The sequence below is a fragment of the Leptospira abararensis genome (assembly GCF_016918735.1).
Taxonomy (GTDB): domain Bacteria; phylum Spirochaetota; class Leptospiria; order Leptospirales; family Leptospiraceae; genus Leptospira_A; species Leptospira_A abararensis.
Map to the genome: position 1 here is coordinate 96748 of NZ_JAFFPR010000055.1, position 18512 is coordinate 115259.

The 18512-nt window shown below is 37.9% G+C and carries 20 protein-coding genes; 12 read left to right on the forward strand and 8 right to left on the reverse strand.

Going from position 1 to position 18512, the window contains the following annotated elements:
- Positions 1-79: 79 nt before the first annotated feature.
- Complete coding sequence (locus tag JWG40_RS19965; RefSeq protein ID WP_232369443.1) at positions 80-262, forward strand: hypothetical protein; 183 nt, start codon at positions 80-82, stop codon at positions 260-262.
- 188 nt (positions 263-450) lie between these two features.
- On the opposite strand, the gene JWG40_RS16590 is transcribed toward JWG40_RS19965, so the two are convergent.
- Together JWG40_RS16590 and JWG40_RS16595 are read right to left on the reverse strand one after the other, a co-directional pair.
- Positions 451-1161, reverse strand: a complete 711-nt coding sequence (locus JWG40_RS16590) for a YqjF family protein (RefSeq protein WP_205286884.1) — start codon at positions 1159-1161, stop codon at positions 451-453.
- 100 nt (positions 1162-1261) lie between these two features.
- Positions 1262-3085 carry a P-loop NTPase family protein gene (locus JWG40_RS16595; protein ID WP_205286885.1) on the reverse strand — a complete coding sequence of 608 codons (1824 nt, stop codon included), beginning with the start codon at positions 3083-3085 and terminating at the stop codon, positions 1262-1264.
- Between the two features lie 108 nt (positions 3086-3193).
- Here JWG40_RS16595 and JWG40_RS16600 point away from each other — a divergent pair, with 108 nt between their 5' ends.
- The 6 genes from JWG40_RS16600 (at position 3194) to JWG40_RS16625 (ending at position 9820) form a co-directional block, all read left to right on the forward strand.
- Positions 3194-3829, forward strand: coding sequence for a hypothetical protein (locus tag JWG40_RS16600; RefSeq protein WP_205286886.1), 636 nt, complete (start codon positions 3194-3196; stop codon positions 3827-3829).
- Between the two features lie 73 nt (positions 3830-3902).
- Entirely contained in the window at positions 3903-5084 is a 1182-nt protein-coding gene (mreC, locus tag JWG40_RS16605) for a rod shape-determining protein MreC (protein ID WP_205286887.1), read from the forward strand.
- On the forward strand, positions 5081-5596 hold the full coding sequence (mreD, locus tag JWG40_RS16610; protein WP_205286888.1) for a rod shape-determining protein MreD: 516 nt from the start codon (positions 5081-5083) through the stop codon (positions 5594-5596). The genes mreC and mreD overlap by 4 nt, the downstream gene beginning before the upstream one ends.
- Positions 5593-7530 (forward strand): penicillin-binding protein 2, encoded by a 1938-nt coding sequence (mrdA, locus tag JWG40_RS16615; RefSeq protein ID WP_205286889.1) that lies wholly within the window; start codon positions 5593-5595, stop codon positions 7528-7530. Before mreD ends, mrdA begins: the two co-directional genes overlap by 4 nt.
- On the forward strand, positions 7530-9044 hold the full coding sequence (rodA, locus tag JWG40_RS16620; protein WP_205286890.1) for a rod shape-determining protein RodA: 1515 nt from the start codon (positions 7530-7532) through the stop codon (positions 9042-9044). Before mrdA ends, rodA begins: the two co-directional genes overlap by 1 nt.
- 8 nt (positions 9045-9052) lie before the next feature.
- On the forward strand, positions 9053-9820 hold the full coding sequence (locus JWG40_RS16625) for a hypothetical protein (protein WP_205286891.1): 768 nt from the start codon (positions 9053-9055) through the stop codon (positions 9818-9820).
- On the opposite strand, the gene JWG40_RS16630 is transcribed toward JWG40_RS16625, so the two are convergent.
- The gene (locus tag JWG40_RS16630) at positions 9806-10738 is read right to left on the reverse strand and encodes a bifunctional riboflavin kinase/FAD synthetase (protein WP_205286892.1); all 933 of its coding nucleotides are present in this window, start codon (positions 10736-10738) and stop codon (positions 9806-9808) included. The genes JWG40_RS16625 and JWG40_RS16630 overlap by 15 nt on opposite strands.
- 36 nt (positions 10739-10774) lie before the next feature.
- Here JWG40_RS16630 and JWG40_RS16635 point away from each other — a divergent pair, with 36 nt between their 5' ends.
- Positions 10775-11344 carry an LIC10729 family protein gene (locus JWG40_RS16635; RefSeq protein ID WP_332470962.1) on the forward strand — a complete coding sequence of 190 codons (570 nt, stop codon included), beginning with the start codon at positions 10775-10777 and terminating at the stop codon, positions 11342-11344.
- Here the strand turns inward: JWG40_RS16635 and JWG40_RS16640 are convergent, their stop codons facing one another.
- The gene (locus JWG40_RS16640; RefSeq protein WP_002973307.1) at positions 11345-11689 is read right to left on the reverse strand and encodes an STAS domain-containing protein; all 345 of its coding nucleotides are present in this window, start codon (positions 11687-11689) and stop codon (positions 11345-11347) included.
- Positions 11690-11807: 118 nt separating this feature from the next.
- Between JWG40_RS16640 and JWG40_RS16645 the strand changes: the two genes are divergently transcribed.
- Genes JWG40_RS16645 through JWG40_RS16660 form a run of 4 tightly spaced genes read left to right on the forward strand, consistent with a single transcriptional unit; the run spans position 11808 to position 14637 of the window.
- Positions 11808-12527, forward strand: a complete 720-nt coding sequence (locus JWG40_RS16645; protein WP_205286894.1) for an LIC_12936 family protein — start codon at positions 11808-11810, stop codon at positions 12525-12527.
- A gap of 16 nt (positions 12528-12543) precedes the next feature.
- Positions 12544-13251 (forward strand): DnaJ domain-containing protein, encoded by a 708-nt coding sequence (locus tag JWG40_RS16650; RefSeq protein ID WP_205286895.1) that lies wholly within the window; start codon positions 12544-12546, stop codon positions 13249-13251.
- Between the two features lie 11 nt (positions 13252-13262).
- Positions 13263-14279 carry a type I phosphomannose isomerase catalytic subunit gene (locus tag JWG40_RS16655; RefSeq protein ID WP_205286896.1) on the forward strand — a complete coding sequence of 339 codons (1017 nt, stop codon included), beginning with the start codon at positions 13263-13265 and terminating at the stop codon, positions 14277-14279.
- Positions 14280-14334: 55 nt separating this feature from the next.
- Entirely contained in the window at positions 14335-14637 is a 303-nt protein-coding gene (locus JWG40_RS16660; protein WP_232369444.1) for an LIC_10421 family protein, read from the forward strand.
- Positions 14638-14654: 17 nt separating this feature from the next.
- Here JWG40_RS16660 and JWG40_RS16665 read toward each other — a convergent pair whose 3' ends face one another.
- The 4 genes from JWG40_RS16665 to JWG40_RS16680 are packed head-to-tail and all read right to left on the reverse strand — an operon-like array spanning position 14655 to position 18511.
- Positions 14655-15515 carry a pirin family protein gene (locus JWG40_RS16665; protein ID WP_205286897.1) on the reverse strand — a complete coding sequence of 287 codons (861 nt, stop codon included), beginning with the start codon at positions 15513-15515 and terminating at the stop codon, positions 14655-14657.
- Positions 15512-16591: a family 43 glycosylhydrolase gene (locus tag JWG40_RS16670; RefSeq protein WP_205286898.1), complete on the reverse strand. Its 1080-nt coding sequence runs from the start codon at positions 16589-16591 to the stop codon at positions 15512-15514. The genes JWG40_RS16665 and JWG40_RS16670 overlap by 4 nt, the downstream gene beginning before the upstream one ends.
- A gap of 15 nt (positions 16592-16606) precedes the next feature.
- Positions 16607-17149: an SRPBCC family protein gene (locus JWG40_RS16675; RefSeq protein WP_205286899.1), complete on the reverse strand. Its 543-nt coding sequence runs from the start codon at positions 17147-17149 to the stop codon at positions 16607-16609.
- 42 nt (positions 17150-17191) lie between these two features.
- The gene (locus JWG40_RS16680) at positions 17192-18511 is read right to left on the reverse strand and encodes an MFS transporter (protein WP_205286900.1); all 1320 of its coding nucleotides are present in this window, start codon (positions 18509-18511) and stop codon (positions 17192-17194) included.
- Position 18512: the final 1 nt, after the last annotated feature.

Here is an 18512-nt window from a genome sequence, read left to right on the forward strand (position 1 = left end):
ACACTTATCTCTCCAGGATTAAATTCTAATTATAGACTAGATAACATAACAGGGATTCAATTTTTAGAAGCTGCTTTCTATGGAACCAAACTTTCTGATGTGCATTAGAACCATTTTGGTGTTTGAAAAAGAAAATCAAATCAATGGTAAAAATGAATTCGAGATCCTAACACCAAGGAATACGCATATATTTTTTAGTTATGAATACAATCATCAATTTATATTTTTCAAAGGTGAAAGAATGGATTTTTCAGCTAAGTGAAAATACAAATTGAACAAATTGTTTGAATTTTTATTGGAACCAAGATAGTTTCGAATCGAGGCCTCGGAATGGAAGGACATGTCGCACTTTGCATTCGTTTCTAATATAAACCACAAATGATTTTCTTAATCGTTGAACCTAACGAATTTGCAAAATAAAAATATTTAAAACAGGAGAGACTATTTTCATCAAAGATTCCAAGCCACCACTTTGACTCCCGGAGAATAATGGCACAAGATTGGATGTTGAAAATCTACAATACAATCAAATTGTTTGTATTCGATATCTAAACTTCTGATGTCTATGCCATATAATTCCCAAGGTTTATGATGGATTTCCAAAGGAATTGAATCTTCCTTCGTACCTTTATACAAACAATATCTTTCCGTTAACCATAAATCAATTCTTTCGGGCTTGTTTTGTGGATTTGTTACATTGTATTTTATCTCTACTTTCCCTCGTTTTCCATTTAAAGAATATGTATTTGAAGCCCTTGTAATCTTTGAATGTTGGTAAGGCAAACCAGAGAGAAGATTTGCGATTAAAGTGGGAATCCATTTTTCTGCTTCAATACTTAAAAAAAATACCCCTGGCTTATTGTTGTTTTTTACATAAGTTCGTAAGTTCACTTCATGAAAGTTAGAAAAGTATTGTAATGGGAAAGTATGCCTGGTATGAATTTCATTCATTGAAAATGCAACGACAGAAATCCAAAACGAACCATCGAAAGAATCCAATTCCAAAGAACGTGGAACCAAATCTCTTACTATCTTTTCTTCTATTGGGTAATGTAAAAAAATTACATCATTCCATTCTTGGTACCAAAACCATTTTTGGTTTGGTATTGGCCAAGGCCTATGTGCGGTAGAGGATAGAATGTTTTCGATTTCTTTTTTCATAGGAGTAACATTTCGACAGTTACAATCAAACCAATTGAAATAGGTAAGTTCGGCACCTACTCAAGCGAAGAAAAAAACATATCACTGGTTATATGACTGATCAACTTTTCTGAGTATTTTTTATGTGATTACTACTTTGGTTGATTTTTTCAGAAAATAACAGCAAATTAAATCTCTTTAATTTATCGAACTCACCTTCTAAGATCTTTTTATTTATAAATGAATAAATTCTCTCTAATGGTTCAATCTCATCCTGATAAATTTCCCATGCGTTTGAGACAGATAAAAAATTATCATCCAGTATATTTGAGAATAGATTTAGACTTGAATTTTTAAGATAAATAAATTTCTCATGAAATTCTAGATTATAGATTGTTTTGAAAATTCTGTATGCACGAAGTTTATCATATTGATTGTAAAATTCGGTTAGTTGATTTTTTTCAGCGTAATCAAATAATAATTGAAATCGTCTTGATAGAAGTTTTGATTTTCTATTTTCTTCAATTAAATTCAACTTCTCTATAATTATGTTGGAATCAGAGTCATTGAAAGATTTAAATTGAGTCGGAGAATACAAAGGTATATCTAGGTTTACTTTATCGACTTGATCATTTAATTCTTCAATTTGTGCCTCGATTGTTTGTTTGATATTATCTATATCTACATCTACAATTTCCTTTTCCATCAAATTTTTAACTGTAGATAGAATATACGGAAATTGATGTGGTAAATATTTTTTATCATTTAAATAGATTATAATTTTATTTAAACATTCACGAAGTTCATTTAATTCAAGATTTGTGAAAAAAACTAATTTTTCTAACTCTATATTCCATTCTTTGCTTAGACTATCCGATTTCAGCTCCAATTCTTCAATAAATAAATCAGGATTGAAATGTCCTGATTTTACAAACTTAAATATTTCTTTTGATGGAAACCAATATAAGGAAGTATCTTTTAGATAAGTTTCATAAAAATCCAAACAAAATTTTTGTTCTTCATTCAGATCCTTTACATCTTTAGACGCTCTCCTTATTTCAACATTTCGAGCTATTGGTATTAACTTCTCATACAGTTCTATTTGCTTTTCATCCGGGAATTTAGTATTTTTTTGCGTATATTGCGAGGTAATGCAAATTGTGTATGTTAGTAAATTAGATAAGTGCTTTGAATACGAAGTGCTTAAAAGGCAACTGTGTATTTGAGCAAAAATTTCAAATATAAAATTATATGTTCGAATATTTTCTATTTTTGCTTTTTTGATCAAACGAATGATCTGATTTTTCTCACTTATCAGAAATTTTTTATATGATTCATCATAAATTAAGGTAGAAATATAATTAGGAAAAAAAATTTCCACATCTTTTGCAAACTCAAGGGTTCGTCTCACTAACTTTTCTTTTGTTGTTTTGTAAGTTTCTTGATCATTAATCTTCTCTTCATCGCAGACTAAAATAACATTAAAACCTTTATCCTCTACAAAGTTGCTGTGAATAAACCCAAGTATTTCGTTTATTCTTAATGATTCGCTTGCTCTTTCTATGTCGTCAAAGATTAATATTTGATTAGAAAAGTTAATAGTTGTATTCTGTATGATATTTTGAACTGAACTAAATACATTTTTAATGAAGCCTATTTTGAAATATGATCCGCCCATTTGTATTAAAGTGGAAAGTAAATCAACTCCCATTTCGACTTTATTTCCAATTTTGTAATAGGATAGCAGTAGATTTGTTGAAATTTGCTCAGTAGTTTTTATGCCATTTAGAGAAACGTAAGTTATTTTTTTATCACCAATTGATTTCTTAAAATCGTTTTTTAAATAATACGTTTTTCCTGATCCCCATTTTCCATTTATAAGAATTGCGTAGTCTTTTTTTTCAGTGTTAATATAAGTAAGAAGGATTTCTGTAATTTTTTCCATTTTTTATCTTCGTTGTAAATTTTAAACCAGTCTCACCTAACGCCAAATTACTCCACCCCTACTCCGCACATAAAGCACAAAATCCAACTCCAATCCGTCTAACAACCGATGTTTCCAGAAAGACCAGTTTGGATTTGGCAAGGCAACCAAGAGTTTGTACTTTTAAAACTGATCTTACTTCTCCTTTTCTTTTACCTTTCGTTTCGTATCTCGGCCTACATCACCCGGAGGATAGAACTTGTCCGAATGCATAGCAAAAGGTTGGATCGTTTGGCTTTCCGAGCCGGCTGTAACCAGGAAGAACGAAAACTTTTACAGTTGTTTTACTACCAATTGGACAGGCGCCATCGAGTGGTCCTTGCCCACAACCATGCCAAAGAATACCTCCGCCAACATTTACTCACTTACGTGTCTTCCCTAAACAAGGCCGACTTTCCTGCCTTCCTTTCCCTTATTTCCAAATTTTTAGGGACTGCAGGAGATAGAAGGCCCCTTTTCCATGTTCGCGAATTTGCCATCGTCCAAATGGGTCCAAAAACCTATTTCGCACAAGTGGTAGATCCAGGTGTTGGTGAAGTTCGCTTAAAGTTGGGACTTTCTCGGGAGAGGGAAAGCATCCCTTCTGCGGACAGTGTTCGGGTCACCGTCTTTCGCAGTCCCAAAGGATTACAAACCACCCGGGGTGGGGCAAGAATCGCATCCTCCTCCTCCTTTTATTTCCTTCCCGAACTTACGAACCTCTGAAATCTCAAAAATTAACCAAATTCGATTCGCGCTTGAAATATTATTTCCAATAAAATTAATGTGACATAAGTCCATGAAGTGGAATCGCATCAATCAAAATGACGAATTGTTTTCCCTACTTTTCGTATTCCTGTTTTCCTTTACTTCCCTAATTTGGAACGGCAACTTCATGGTGAGAGGGATTGCCAGCTTTCAGGGTGTAGGCGATTTTTTTTCTGGGTCCTTTGATTCCTTTGGATCCCTAATCAAAAGTAGCTATAACAAACTTGAGTCTTTCGAACGTGTCCGAGAGGAACGCGACTCTTGTTTGAACGTGATGGAAGAATACCGCCAACTTTCCAAAGACGTGGAAAGACTAAAAGCCGAGAATGCGATTCTTAGGCAAGAATTGAACTTCCCTCTGCATATTGATTATCCTTCGGTTCGGGCTGAAGTTTTGAGTGTTCGATTGAATGCCATCTACCGCACCATCATCATCAACAAAGGTTCCGAAGTGGGAATCAAACCCTACATGCCTGTGGTCGCTCGGTCACTGGACGAAAAAGGCAAATTTACAGAAGCTCTTGTCGGTAAAATCATCGCGGTTTCCAAAGGATCTTCTGTCATTCAACCCATCATCAATTCTAACTTTTCTATGGGAGTGTCCATTCCGGGAACCAACCTTTGGGCTTCTCTGAATGGAAACAGTGGCCGCGGAACCGATGTTTTGTTAGATTATATTGATGCCGGAATTGTAATTGATCCGAAAGCCATAGGAAATTTTCCTATGGGTCCAAACCCACCGCCAACTTCAGCAAACACAATGTTTACAGAAGGATTTAGTAAAATTGGTAAGGCTGTGTTTAGTTCTGGTGGATCGGGAGTTTTCCCTTCGGGAATTCCAGTGGGAACCATTATCGAAGAAGGTCCAAGAAATGGATCTTTTAAAACTGCCATCTTACGGCCGTTTGTTGAGTTTGATAAACTGCTACATGTAATTGTTTTAAAGAAACAACCGGAAAAGTGGCGTGAAGAATGGCCGGCAGAAAAAACAATTCAAATTGACGGCCCGTACTTTGGAGAAATTGATTTTCCAAAAGAAAAAGATTACAATAAAAAAGAGAAAGAAAAGGATAAAAGGCAAGGTAACTTTCCTTCTACCTTCGGAACTCCTCAATACACAAAACCATCTTTGAATACAAACACACAAGACTCATCACCATCAGTTCCGTCTAGTCCTTCCACTCCGGAAGCTCCGAAGGAGGTAACACCATGATTTTAGATAAACTTTTTATCATCATCGGATTGTTACTCTCTCACTTCCTTAATGGATCCAATTTATTTGAATTAGGGAACGCAATTCGACCAGACTTTATGGTCATCTTCGTCGTCTTTTTTGCACTCCGAAAAGGACCACTTTATGGACTTTGGTTAGGATTTTTCGGAGGCCTTCTCACCGATACAGCGCTAGGTGGTGAAATTGGTGGAGACAATATTGTTTATTATAAAATAGGACTTCATTCCTTTTCCTATGCCATCATAGGATACATCGTAGGAAAAGTGATGCGAAGTTCTTATACAGAAAACTATATCTCTATTACCATCTATATCCTTGGATTTACACTAGTTTCGAGAATCATCACTTATCTTTTATTTTTGATGTTTTTTCATTCCAACCATAGTTATTCCTTTTTGTATGTTTCTTTGTACAATGCATTCATAGGCCCGGCCTTGTTCTTTTTATTCTCATGGGCCTTTCGATTAGATTCGGATGAGGTGAGGCAATGAGCCAGTCGGCATCTGAGTTTCGCTTAGAAACGAGTTTTCGAAAACGTCTGTATTTTTTTACGGGTATGGTTGTTTTTACATTAACAGCCTATATTCTTCAGTTGTTTAATCTACAGATTGTACAGGGAAGCGAGAATTCGCTAAAAGCAGAACGTTTTGTACGCAGAAGTGAATCCATTCCCGCTGATCGTGGCAATATTTTTGACCGTAATTTTCTCACTCCCGAAACAAGCCAGCCGCTAGTATCAAACTCAGCATCATTAGATGTGATTCTTAATACGAGTTTATTAAAGAATGATCCAAGAAAGGTGAAGGATTTTATTTACAAATTCTGTGAAGCACTTTCTATCCCCATTGTTTACTACGAAAAAGAACTCCAAGACTCTCGGATGATTAAAAAAATTCGTTCCAGAGAACCTTTTGTATTATTAGAAGGGATCTCCCGCGAACAACAAGAACGAATCCTTGTACTTGATAATATCAATAAATATGTCTATTTGGTTTCTTCCCCTGCTCGAGTTTATCATATGGGACCGGCCCTTTCACATGTAACTGGTTATGTGGGAAAACCAACAACTAGCGACTTACAAGAAAAAGAAATTAAAACCTACCAACTCATCGGTAAAGGCGGAATTGAATCTCTCTACGACACAACGCTTCGTGGACAAGATGGGTTCCGCATCCAAAAAAGGAACACAGAAGGAAATATAGAAGAAGAACGTGTGATCGAACATTCCGTTCCTGGAAACAATTTAGTTTTAACCATTGACCGTGACATGCAGATTGCCGCCTACCGTGCCCTAAAAGGTGTTCGGGGAACGGTTCTTGCTATTAAAGCAACCACCGGTGAAGTTTTGGCCATGGCATCAAATCCTTCTTATGATCCCAATATCCTTTCAGGAAAAAACAAATTAGATCGTTCCAATCACTTTACACGTGTTACTAACAACGGTGGTTTCTTAAACTTAGCGATTCAATCCAGGTTTCCGCCAGCTTCCACTTTCAAAACTCTAGTGGGCCTTGCCGCCATGGAGAGTGAACATAAAATCAATTTTGATCCCAAACAAACTTTCTCTTGCCCTGCCAGTTTCACTTTGAAATCAACATTCAAAGGTGTACCGGACCAAGTTTTTTATAACTGGGACAAAAAAAATCACGGGGATCTCAACCTGGCTCAAGCCTTGGAAAAATCCAATTCAGTCTATTTTTATCAATTAGGATATAAATTAGGAGCAGAACCAATCCTCGCCTATTCTAGGTTATTTGGTTTAGATAAAAAAACGGGAATTGATCTTCCTGGGGAAGCAACCGGTTTCATTCCAAGTTCCGATTGGAAAAAAAGAACTTATGGAAACAAGTGGTTTGATGGGGATACGGTAAACCTTTCCATCGGACAGGGATTTATTTCAACCACACCCATTGAGATGGCGCTATTTTATATGGCAGTTGTCAATAATGGAAAAATTTACAAACCATATATCGTTTCGGAAATTAGAAGTCCTCTCGACAACTCTCTCATTCAAAAAACAGAACCAACGATTTTAAGAGACATTCCCCTCAAACGATCCACAGTAGAAGCACTCAAAGAAGGCTTGTATTTAGTGGGATATTCGGGAACTGCATCGGGTGTTCTCAACTCACCAACACTTCCAGAAATTGCAGGTAAAACGGGAACGGCACAAACGAGAAGAAGAGGAGCTTCTTCCTCAAACCATGCATGGTTTATTGGATATGCACCTGTGAACGCCCCTATCGAAAAACAGATATTAGTTGCTGCTTTCGTTGAATACGGTGTAGGTGGAGCAGCTTCCGCAGCTCCCGCAGCAAGAGAAGTGTTTAAAGCTGCTTTCCCGCCAGGATCATTCCCAAGAACTGATAGATCTCGTGCCAAAACCATGGAAGAAGAAGCACCAGTAGAACAAGAGGCATTTTAATGGCTGATCGCAATACAGAAAAACTCGATTTTTTTCTCATTTTCTCCGTAGTCCTAGTGGCAATGGCTGGAGTTCTTACGTTATACACCCAAGAAGCAAATACAGCAGATGGACTAGGCCGCTGGTACAAACAATTTACATTTGTTTTTGTGGGCCTAATCTCCATGTGGTTTATGTCTAGGATCAACTATCAGTTGATAGGTTCTTATGCACTTTTCATTTATATCTTTTCTATTGTTTTACTTGTGCTCACACTCATTCCGGGAATTGGATACCTTCCTTCTGGACGCGGGGCACGTTCTTGGTTAAAACTAGGACCAATCACTCTCCAAGCTTCAGAGTTTTCTAAACTGGCAACAGTGATTTTACTTGGACAGTATTTGGTTTTAAAAGAAAAAGAAATGCACAAAATAACTGTACTAATCATACCGTTTATCATTTGTTTAGTACCAATGTTATTCATAATTTTACAGCCGGATTTTGGAACAGCAGTATCTTTTTTACCAATGTTATTTACAATGTTGTATTTAGGTGGTGCTGACATTTTGCATGTTGGCTCTCTATTGACCTTTGGCGGGATTTCACTCATGGTTCCGATGTATCTTGCCTACTCTCAACTAACACTAATTCAACCACTGATTGATTTACTTCGAAAAGATAACAAAACAGAACTAGTATCAATTGTAAACCAACTCCAAGGTAAAATTTGGCTCATCCTCGATGGAAAAAAAGTATCAGGCCTTACTTTACCTGGAATCGAAAACCCAAAAAATTTGCAGATGATTAGAGAAGCCGCTGATATCGTAAAAGATGAATATGCTAGTTTGGGTTTTAAAATTTTATCCAATGAAGCATTTATGTTTGGTCTCGGTGGGACACTTGCTCTCATTAGTTTGGTGATGATTTTTATCCGCATTGCCCGTGGTTCCAAACATCTTAGAAACTATTACATCACGATAGGAATTTTGGGACTTTCCATTCTCTCCGCGATTGCAGTCCACAAATCCATTCCCTTCCGAGAAAACCAAGTCATTCGTCTCACCGCCTTCCTAAACCCTGACCAATTCAAACAAGGGGCCGGTTACCAACTCCGAGCCTCCAAACCAGCTGTTGGTTCGGGAAAGGTATTTGGAAAGGGACTCTTTCATGGAGAGATGACGGAAGGGAGAATCCCTCATGTTCCCGAATCGGGAACTGACTTTATCTTTGCTTCCTGGGCCGAACAAACTGGATTTTTTGGAAGTGTGCTACTTTTATTTTTCCTGATGTCCATTCCTCTCCGAGGACTCCAAATTAGTTTTGAAAGTAAAGATAGGTTTGGATCACTTCTTGCCGCAGGAATTGTGGCGATGATATTTTTCCATATTGCCATTAATGTGGGAATTGTGATTGGCCTACTTCCTGTAACAGGTGTTCCACTCACATTTATGAGTTATGGTGGGTCCCATTTGGTAATGGCGATGACTGCCGTTGGAATTATCCTTTCGATTAAAAAACGTAAGTTTGCAAACTAAAAATCGCCATGAAACCAACCAAAAAAGAATTGGGGGCAGAAGAGTTCTTTCAGACCAAAATCAAATTAGAAAATGAATTGATCCGTCTGGAAGAACTAGAAAGGGAATCAAAAGAACGGATCACCAATATCACAAAATTATCAGAACAATTGATTCAAATTTCCGAAACTAATGAATCACCCTATTTTTTACAAAGAAGTAAACGTCTCAATACAGAAATCCATAAGTTCCAAATCAAAAATGAATACAAACAAAAAGAGTTCGATACCCTATTTCATATCTTAGAGAAAATTAAATCAGAAGATAAAATTGAGTTTTTAGATTCTGCTTTAAAAAATAGAATCACTCGGATTGCAAGTCGTCTCACAGAAAAAAAAACAAACCCATCATCCTCATCACAAAAACTTAACGGAAAGTTGGTTTTTATTTGTTATGAGTTAGAAGGTTTACACTTTTTAATTCCTAAAAAAAGTTACCGTATTCTTAGAAATATTCCAGCATTCAAAAAACAATTACGAATCAAAGATAAATTAGTACCATTGTTTCCTGGACCTGGATTTGTTTTAATGGAAGAAGGTGAAAAAAAACAAAAAAATGTATTACTAATGAAAGACTCTTCCAAAAAAGACCATGGATTCTATTTTGATGAACTGAAAGAAGATTGGGCGGTATCAAAAATATCCTTGGAAGGAATATTAGAAAAAGATTCTACGAACGGACAGATTTTGGGAAAAATCAAAAGAAAAGGAAAGTTATACTATTTAGTCAAAATTTAAAATGCGAATGCTCTCTTCTTTATCTTTTGTTAGTTGGTTTTTCAACTCATCCAATCCACTAAATTTTTTTTCATCACGAATTTTATGAACAATTTCTAATTCAACTTCTTTTCCGTATAAATCTCCATCAAAAGCAAAGACATTCACTTCCACATGAAGTCCTAATCCATCAAAGGTTGGATTGTGTCCTATGTTCACCATTCCTTTGTGATCTTTTCCACCAAACTTCGCAAAACATGCATAAACTCCAATGGCTGGTAAAAGTTTATCCTCTGGCACTTTGATGTTTGCAGTAGGAAATCCAATAGTCCTTCCTCGTTTAGCTCCTTCAAAAACAATGCCAGTGATATGATAATTTCTACCCAAAAGGATTTTTGCTTCTTCCATTTCTCCTTTTTCCAAAAAACCACGGATCAGAGAGGAAGAGATTTTACTTTCTTTTTTTAAAACAGCTTCTTTTAACTCTACCGCATAACCATAATTAAACTTATTCGAATCTAAAAGTTTAAAATCACCTCGCCGTTCGGCTCCAAAAAAATGATTATAACCTATCACAATATGTTTGGCATTCAAAGTTTGGATCATGATTTTTTCTAAAAAATCTTCAGCAGTCATTTTAGAAAGTTCTAATGTAAAATCCAAAACAACTAAATAATCGATTCCAAACCCACGGATGAGTTCTTCTTTTTCTTTTTCAGAGGATAGGTATTTGAAATTTGGTTTTTTGCCAAGAACCACAGAAGGATTGGGGTAGTATGTCACTACTACAGAAGGCAGGTCCAACTCCTTTGCCTTTTCTACAGTTCGGACAAGTAAGGTCTGGTGGCCCACATGGATCCCATCAAAGTTACCGAGTGTCAGGGACGAGCCATTGTGAAACTCATTTTGGATCGATTCTAAAGAGCGAATAATTTTCAAAGGGGGACTTGTCTCGTAATCCGATACTTGAACTAGGTGCTTCCATTGAAACTACGAATCCTTCTCCTAACGGCAATCTTTTTATCATGCTTTGGTTCGGTGTTGGCAAAAGACACGAACCTTCCCAAACAGGAATTTGGTTTGGAAGAAGGATTACTCCCAGAAGACATTTCCACATTCCCAGAACTAAAGACCTGGGCTATCTACCAATCCTATGAATTGGAACCAGACGCACCTCATTTAGGGCTTCAGGACTATATTTGTCGGATGGTGCCAGAAACAGGGCTTCAGTTCCTTTTAGAAAAAACCATAGTCTCCAAATCTACCGTATACCTTTATCTGGATCTCACACGCTACCGCCCCCTGAAGGGTTCTAAATTCAAACCGAGAAAATTAAACATTCTCGTGAATGGAAGGCCTAAACGATTTGTATATGCGGACAAAAGCCAAAGTTTCTCCAATCCGGTGGAAATCCCCTTAGAACCATCAGAATACCCTGACGGGAAGATCCATGTAGAACTTGTGCCAAGCAATAACTCTCTTGGTCGATTTTGGGGGGTTTGGGATGCCTTTGTTTTAGAAAATCGGTTGGATGCAAAAGATTGACTATACCGCGTATTTTTCGCGGTATTCGTCTTCACCAATGGTTTGGAAGTAACTAGTAAGCCCTGCCACTTTGAAAACCTTCTCAATAGCCGGTTTCATATTGGCAATGGAGAACTTTCCTTTCAGTTCCTGGACATAATTCAGCTGTTTGATGAGCATTCCAATTCCTGAGGAGTCAATATAATTGAGTTTCTCTAAATTGATGATGACATGCAGATTTTCCGTGGGTTGGCTTGGAACATTGGTTTCTAGGAAATTTTTAAAATCCAGGGAAGTATAAATGTCCAAACTTCCGGAAATGCTGATCACGTAGGCGTCGGCATTTTTTTTTAGATTTATTTCCATGGGAGACCTTCCGCTAGAGTCGGGTTTTTACGTTTTTTATCAACCTTATTTTTAACAAATTAATGATTTCATTTCAAAAGTCGAAAATATATATAGAGTCTACTACTTGGGAGTTCGTATGCGCATCTCGTTTGTCCTAATTTTATCCTTTCTACTCACCGTTGGCCTTTTTGCAGCCGACGAAAAAAATGAACCTGTTAGCCAATCAGATTCTCAAAAGTTAAATCCGGATGGAAGCCTTGCTCTCATCCCTTATAACGCAAAACAGCAACAGAAGATCGAACGAATTGGTAAAGAAGTGGATGATTATCATGCAGTGATCAACGAAAAGATAAAATTCCTAAGTTACGAAAAGAAAGTCAAAGATAGCCGCTATGGCCAAGTGACCAATGCAAGGGAAATCCACCTACCGTTTGAACCAAGTTATGTCATGCACAGCCGTTTTGTCATGAAATTGAAAGGTGGTGGTGGAGCCGAAGGTGGTGGATTCTCTTTAGATGAAATCTCCTTTTGGTCTAGAAAATCACTTACGGAAAAAGGCAAAGACCCAGTCACAACTTACCGTGAATTAAAAAACAATACTTCTGGCGGAGTGAAAGGACTGAATCTATCAGTTCGTACAGTTACCAACGCAGACGATAACACCTTGAGTTTTGAGTTAGAAAAAATCCAAAGCCCATGGGAAAGATTACGTTTAGCAGCAGCTTACCGAGATAGACTCCGCGAAGTGGCAAGAACCATTGACAGGTACATCCAAGCAAAAGGAAGTTTAGAAACTCGTATGGTTTCTGAATCCGTGATGGAAGTTTCTGTCAGCGGGGATTTCCAAGAACCATAATACGCGAGAGGGTGGAATGAGTTATACCATACCACCACAACATACAAACCTTTACGAAGTCCTAGAGATTCCCTTTGGCGCCACGACGGAAGAGATTAAATCCTCTTTCCGTCATCTGGTCAAACAATTCCATCCAGACAATCCAGTCACTGGCTCCTATTCTAAATTTCAAATCCTTTACTTCGCCTATCAAACTTTATCAGGTGATGGACGAAAGTTTTATGACGAAGAATTCAAAAAAAATTATGCTCGTGAATTCTTAAAACGTAAATTAGAAGAACATCCAGTAGTCTTACCTGTATCTCGCGTACGGTTCACGACAGGAATTTTAGAGCTCGCCAAACGTGGGTTAATGAGAAAAGGGTTTCGGAACAAAGATAGGCGAAAGGTTACGGGAATTGATTATGATTTGATTATAGATTTAAAAGAATCAGAAATTATAAGACCGGTAATCGCAGTCATTCCTTTGACTGTAAGATTAGTTTGTATAGATTGTATGGGTAGTGACCCCCACTGTCCCGCTTGCAGTGGTCGAGGAAGTTACAAAGGTTATCGGAATCTCAAAGTGGAATTTCCTAGATCTGCCCTTATCCATGGAAAGGTTTTTGAATTTGACCTCTCCAAATTTCGACCCGATTCCTTTACCCATTTTAAGAAAAAATACCTACGAGTGAAACTATTGGTTCATAAAAATATCCCTTTACGAGTGAAGAGTGCTGTCTAAAAAGGAAATCGATGGAAAAGATTCCCAAAGTTTTATTTTTAACCCCCCTTTATAAGGAAAAAATCTGGGGAGGTAGAAAACTCGAAACAACTCTTGGTCGCCAAATTCCGGAAGGGTCCATCGGAGAATCTTGGGAAGTCTCTGTATACGGAACCGATGTTTCCCCAATCAAAAATCCAGAGTTTCCGGATCTACCACTAACAGAACTTATTCGAAAATCTCCCAATCATATTTTAGGCAAACCTTTTTCTGACTCAGGATTACCCTTACTCGTGAAGGTCATTGATGCAAAAGAAAAACTTTCTGTTCAAGTCCATCCCGATGATGAATACGCACTCAAGTACGATCCGAAGTCCAATGGCAAAAAAGAATGTTGGTACGTATTGTACGCAGACCCTGGGTCAGAACTAGTAGTTGGATTTGATAATCATACAAGCCGCCAAGAATACGAAACTCTTGTAAAACAAAACCTCGGAGAAACTGTTCTTCGGAAATGGAAAGTAAAGTCTGGGGATGTGTTTTTATTGAATCCAGGTACAATCCATGCCATAGGTGGAGGAGTATTGTTACTTGAAGTACAACAGTCATCTGATTCAACATACAGAGTGTACGATTATGGTCGATTGGGAGATGATGGAAATCCAAGAGAGCTCCATTTAGAAAAAGCATTGGCAGTTCTAAATTTTCAAAAATCCGATGGGTCAGAAAAACAAACCAAACAGCTCATCACTTATCACCCTTTCCCAAGATACCTTTTCACTTCGAATGATAAATTTCGATTGGAGTCTTGGGAATTTAACCAAACACAGAACTTCAGCTTCTCTCAGTTATGTGATCCTGTGGCCTTTGGAATTTTTTATACAGTTTCTGGATCTGTTTATTTTCCTGAAATGAAAAAGTCTGTCGGTCCGAACGAAACATTTATGGTCACCGCAACTGGATTTGCAGAAACCATCCCTGCCTTTGCCGAAGCGGGTACCAAACTAGCTTTTATGTCCGCTGGCTCCGATTCTGTAAAATATCAATAACCACCCCTATTGACATTCCAATAGAACCAGTATAATTGATTCCAGAGAGGATTCTATGAAAAAATTGATTACCCTGTTACTCGTGTTAGCATCTACATCCGTATTTGCTTTGTCTGACTTGGAAAACTTAATGATTAAAGAAGCAAATTCTCCAGAAAGTAAACAGGCCGCACGTTCTTATCTAAATGCAATGGCAAAAGAAAAGGAAGCAAGTGCGAAAAGACACGAAAAAATGGCGGGAAACAAAGGTGGAAAAGCAATCACAGAAGCAAAGTTTAAAGAACATTGTTTAAACCTTGCAAAAGAATTTCGAACAGAAGCAGAAGAATACAAAAAAGCTGCTGATGATTTGAAATAAATTTCTAACCTTAACTTTTAAGTGGGCAAGGGAATCCTGTCTGTTTCGTTCGGAACTTTTGGAAATTCATCTTTTGCCCATCTTTCCTTTGCTCTTTCAATGGTCTCCTGACTTGTGGAAACAAAATTCCAATAGAGATGTCTTTTTTCATTCAATGGCTCTCCACCGAGTAACATCAAACGGCTGTTTTGTTTCGCCTTAAAGGAAACGGCAGTACCTTTTTCGAATAAAACCATCGATCCTACGGCGTAAGATTCTCCATTCGATTCAATCGAGCCACGAGAAACATAAAGGCCAGCCTCTTCTGTGTCAGAAAGAATCCAATTCACCGCTTCTGCTTCTGGTTTCATTTCAATGTCTGCATAAAATAACGGAGAATGTACTGTGGCAGGAGAATGTAATCCTAAAAAATTTCCACCTAACAACCGAAAGATCAAACCATCTTTTTTTAAAACAGGAATTTCTGATTCAGAAAAATGTTCGAAACTTGGATCTATTTCCTCTTTTTCTTTTGGTAAAGCAATCCAAGTCTGAATGCCTTCTAACACTTCGTATTTAGCATCAAACTTAGAGCGTTCACTATGTACAATACCGGAACCTGCAACCATCCAATTGGTTTCATGAGGTTTGATATCCATTTCCACTTTTAAACTATCTCTGTGGGTAATCACACCATCATAAAGAAATGTGATGGTAGCAAGACCAATGTGAGGATGGGCACGAACCACAAGTTCCTCACCTGTGACCACTGGCACTGGGCCAAAATGATCGAAAAAAACAAAGGGACCTACCGAACGTTTTTCCATAGCAGGGAGGACTCGGCGGATGGTAAAATTGTCTCCTAAATCTTTGGAGTGGCCTTTGAGAGAATTTGTCATTTGCGTTTAGACTTCTTAGCTTTAGGTTTTGGATTTAGTTTTGGTTTCGCTAATTTCTTTTTTGAAGGGGACTTTTGTTTCTTCGCCGGTTTGGTGGATGTTTTGCCGACAGCCCCTTGCGATTCTTCTACTTTTCCCACAAAGAGTCCAATCGCTTCTTTTCCCTTCATCCAGTGCGCTTTGTCCCTGGCATTGAAGTAAAGGATAAAGATTTTTTCTGCTTCGGAATACTTCACGTCACAGGCATAGACATGGCTTGCCTTCCATCCCCTTCCCGTCGGGCCAAGGATAGGAGTTGGGTTGATTCGTTCAAAGTTAAGCCCATCTTCACTTTGTAAAAACAAAATGGCAGAACAAGATTCCTTCCTTACTGGATTCCAAAAGATACCATTTTGAAATCCAAGGTAACGCCCCTTCCATTCGATCACTTTGATGGAGCCGGCACCCAAATTACAAAATGGATCCATTTCATTTGGGGAAAGGATGGGATCTGAGAAATACGAAAACGGTCCGAGAGGAGAAGTAGACTCCGCTACAGTGATGTATCTGGGTTCACAAAACCCACAATCAGGGATAAAAACGAGAGATGAAGAAAAATACATTCTGTATTTATCTCTAAACTTCACCAAACATGGATTACTGACTGATTCGCCAAACTTTGGATCTTTATGGAATGGAAATTTGGGTTCAATGACAGTTTTTGGCGCTGACCAAGTTTTTAAATCTTTACTAGTTCGAACTTCGATCCGCGATTTCCATTTTCTATAAGGAAACCAAGACATAAGAACATGAAGGAATTTATATTTCTCATAGTACAGATAGTAAGTTTCGCTTTCATGAAAGATAAACGGACGCATGGCATTCCAAACCACGGTTTTTCTTTTTTTCCAATGAATGCCGTCTTCTGAGAGAAATTCTTGGACACCGAATATATTATGGGCAAAGAGATGCCAAAGACTGTCAGGAGTTGTTTCGGGAAATAAAAAACTCGGATCCGCCAAAACGGGCGACGGAAATCCGGGTTTTAAAATGGGATCGTCTTGGTATAATTGCCAATAGATATTTTGTTTGTTCAATCGAAATGAATTTCCTTACTTTTCTAAGACAACTTTGAGGTTGGATAGCCCCTCTTCAAAGTCTTTTCCTATCATTTCTTCAAAATTCATAAAAACTAACATCAAATTAGAGGGATAAGGCATGGAGCCATCAAATCCCCAAATGACTTTGGATTTTTTTTGATCCAAAGAAGAAACTTTCATATAACTACGTTCGGTGCCTTCAAAGGGTTCAAAAAATCTAAGTTCGGTTTCCATTTCCAAAGCATCGACATTGATCATTTTGATTTCTTGTTCGCCAATTCCAACTTCTTTGTCTAAACTTTCCCAACGAGAAATAAAGCCAACAGCACCATCTTGGCCAGTGTAAATCTTTTTCATACTGGGATCTTTTTTTGCCCAAACACTGTACTGGTCTTGGTTCTTTAACATGCGGATGAATGCAAATACATCCGAGGCTTGTTTGTTTATGTCAATGGAACGTTCTACCTGGTATTGGGTAGGTAGAAAGAGAGCCACAACTAATGGGATGGCTATGATGCCAATGATTCCAATGGAAATTTTTCTGCCGAGTGTCATAAGTTAATTACCTTATCCTTATTTTTGATTTAGTCAATTTATTTACCCACGTGGTCGTAAATTCCAACTAAAAACCAGTAGGACGATAGCAATCAAAGTCGAAACAAGGACAGCAGACAAGGCAACATCCCAAGAGTATTCTGTCGCAAGGATGGCAAGACCCTTCCCTTGAGCGGTTCTTCCCAAAGATCCAAATAGACCAATAAATCCCGCGGCAGTGCCAACTGCTTTTTTGGAGGTAAAGTCCATACCAGCAACACCTAACAACATAACGGGTGGATAGATAAAGAGTCCGATGAGTCCAAAGAGTATATAATCAATCCATAAGGATCCGGGGGGATTGAACAAAATTCCTAGAAACGCGAAGAAAATCGGCAAAATACAAAGTAAACTTACCATTCCTCTGCGCCCATCAAATTTATCCGAGACCCATCCCATAAGAATGGTGGAGCCAATCCCTCCAAATTCTAAAATAAAAGTTGAATATCCTCCACCCAAAAGGTCAGCTCCTTTCGTTTCTTTTAAGTAAGTGGGGCCCCAATCAATCAAACTATAACGAATGATATAAACAAAAAAATTAATAATGGCAAAAAGCCAAATGTATTTATTCATAAGGACTTGTTCAACAATCAATTGTTTGGTGGTTAGTTCAGCTTCATGGTCTTCTTTTTCTTCTGGTGGATAATCATTTCTGTAAACTTCCACAGGTGGAAGGCCTTCTGATTGAGGTGTGTCCACAAGTCGAATGTATAAATAAACGGATCCAACAAGTGCGATGATCCCTGGAACAAAGAAGGCGTATTGCCATCCAAATTGCGATGCGGAATGAGAAGCGACCACTCCGACAATGCCGCCTCCAATATTATGTGCAATATTCCAAAATGCAAACGTAGTACCACGTTCTCTTACTGAATACCAGTGTCCTAAAGAACGTCCACATGGGGGCCAACCCATTCCTTGCACAAGACCATTGGCTCCCCATAAAAATAGATGAATCCAATAATGATTCGCAAATCCAAAAGAAAAATTCAAAATGGCGGTAAGAAACAAACCTACTGCCATAAACTTTCTTGGATTGGAACGATCGGAGAGTGCTCCCATTAAAAATTTTCCAATTCCATAAGTGATGGCTGTGACTGCGAGGATGTCACCTATATCCGCTTTCGAATAAGATAAGGCTTCCCCAATTTCTTTGGAAACAGGTGAGAAGTTATTTCTAGTTAAGTAATAGGTCGTATAACCAAGAAAAGTTGATTCCAATACTCGAAATCGGAATTTCGGATAAAGGGATTGGATTTCTGATTCCGGTTTTTGCGAAATGGGCGGAGCAGGAGCGAACCACCGGCGAATGGTTTGTAACATA

Coding starts and splice junctions, on each gene's coding strand:
- JWG40_RS19965 (WP_232369443.1), top strand. CDS start 80: ATGGAACCAAACTTTCTGATGTGCATTAGAACCATTTTGGTGTTTGAA.
- JWG40_RS16590 (WP_205286884.1), bottom strand. CDS start 1,161: ATGAAAAAAGAAATCGAAAACATTCTATCCTCTACCGCACATAGGCCT.
- JWG40_RS16595 (WP_205286885.1), bottom strand. CDS start 3,085: ATGGAAAAAATTACAGAAATCCTTCTTACTTATATTAACACTGAAAAA.
- JWG40_RS16600 (WP_205286886.1), top strand. CDS start 3,194: ATGTTTCCAGAAAGACCAGTTTGGATTTGGCAAGGCAACCAAGAGTTT.
- mreC (WP_205286887.1), top strand. CDS start 3,903: ATGAAGTGGAATCGCATCAATCAAAATGACGAATTGTTTTCCCTACTT.
- mreD (WP_205286888.1), top strand. CDS start 5,081: ATGATTTTAGATAAACTTTTTATCATCATCGGATTGTTACTCTCTCAC.
- mrdA (WP_205286889.1), top strand. CDS start 5,593: ATGAGCCAGTCGGCATCTGAGTTTCGCTTAGAAACGAGTTTTCGAAAA.
- rodA (WP_205286890.1), top strand. CDS start 7,530: ATGGCTGATCGCAATACAGAAAAACTCGATTTTTTTCTCATTTTCTCC.
- JWG40_RS16625 (WP_205286891.1), top strand. CDS start 9,053: ATGAAACCAACCAAAAAAGAATTGGGGGCAGAAGAGTTCTTTCAGACC.
- JWG40_RS16640 (WP_002973307.1), bottom strand. CDS start 11,689: ATGGAAATAAATCTAAAAAAAAATGCCGACGCCTACGTGATCAGCATT.
- JWG40_RS16645 (WP_205286894.1), top strand. CDS start 11,808: ATGCGCATCTCGTTTGTCCTAATTTTATCCTTTCTACTCACCGTTGGC.
- JWG40_RS16650 (WP_205286895.1), top strand. CDS start 12,544: ATGAGTTATACCATACCACCACAACATACAAACCTTTACGAAGTCCTA.
- JWG40_RS16655 (WP_205286896.1), top strand. CDS start 13,263: ATGGAAAAGATTCCCAAAGTTTTATTTTTAACCCCCCTTTATAAGGAA.
- JWG40_RS16660 (WP_232369444.1), top strand. CDS start 14,335: ATGAAAAAATTGATTACCCTGTTACTCGTGTTAGCATCTACATCCGTA.
- JWG40_RS16665 (WP_205286897.1), bottom strand. CDS start 15,515: ATGACAAATTCTCTCAAAGGCCACTCCAAAGATTTAGGAGACAATTTT.
- JWG40_RS16675 (WP_205286899.1), bottom strand. CDS start 17,149: ATGACACTCGGCAGAAAAATTTCCATTGGAATCATTGGCATCATAGCC.
- JWG40_RS16680 (WP_205286900.1), bottom strand. CDS start 18,511: ATGTTACAAACCATTCGCCGGTGGTTCGCTCCTGCTCCGCCCATTTCG.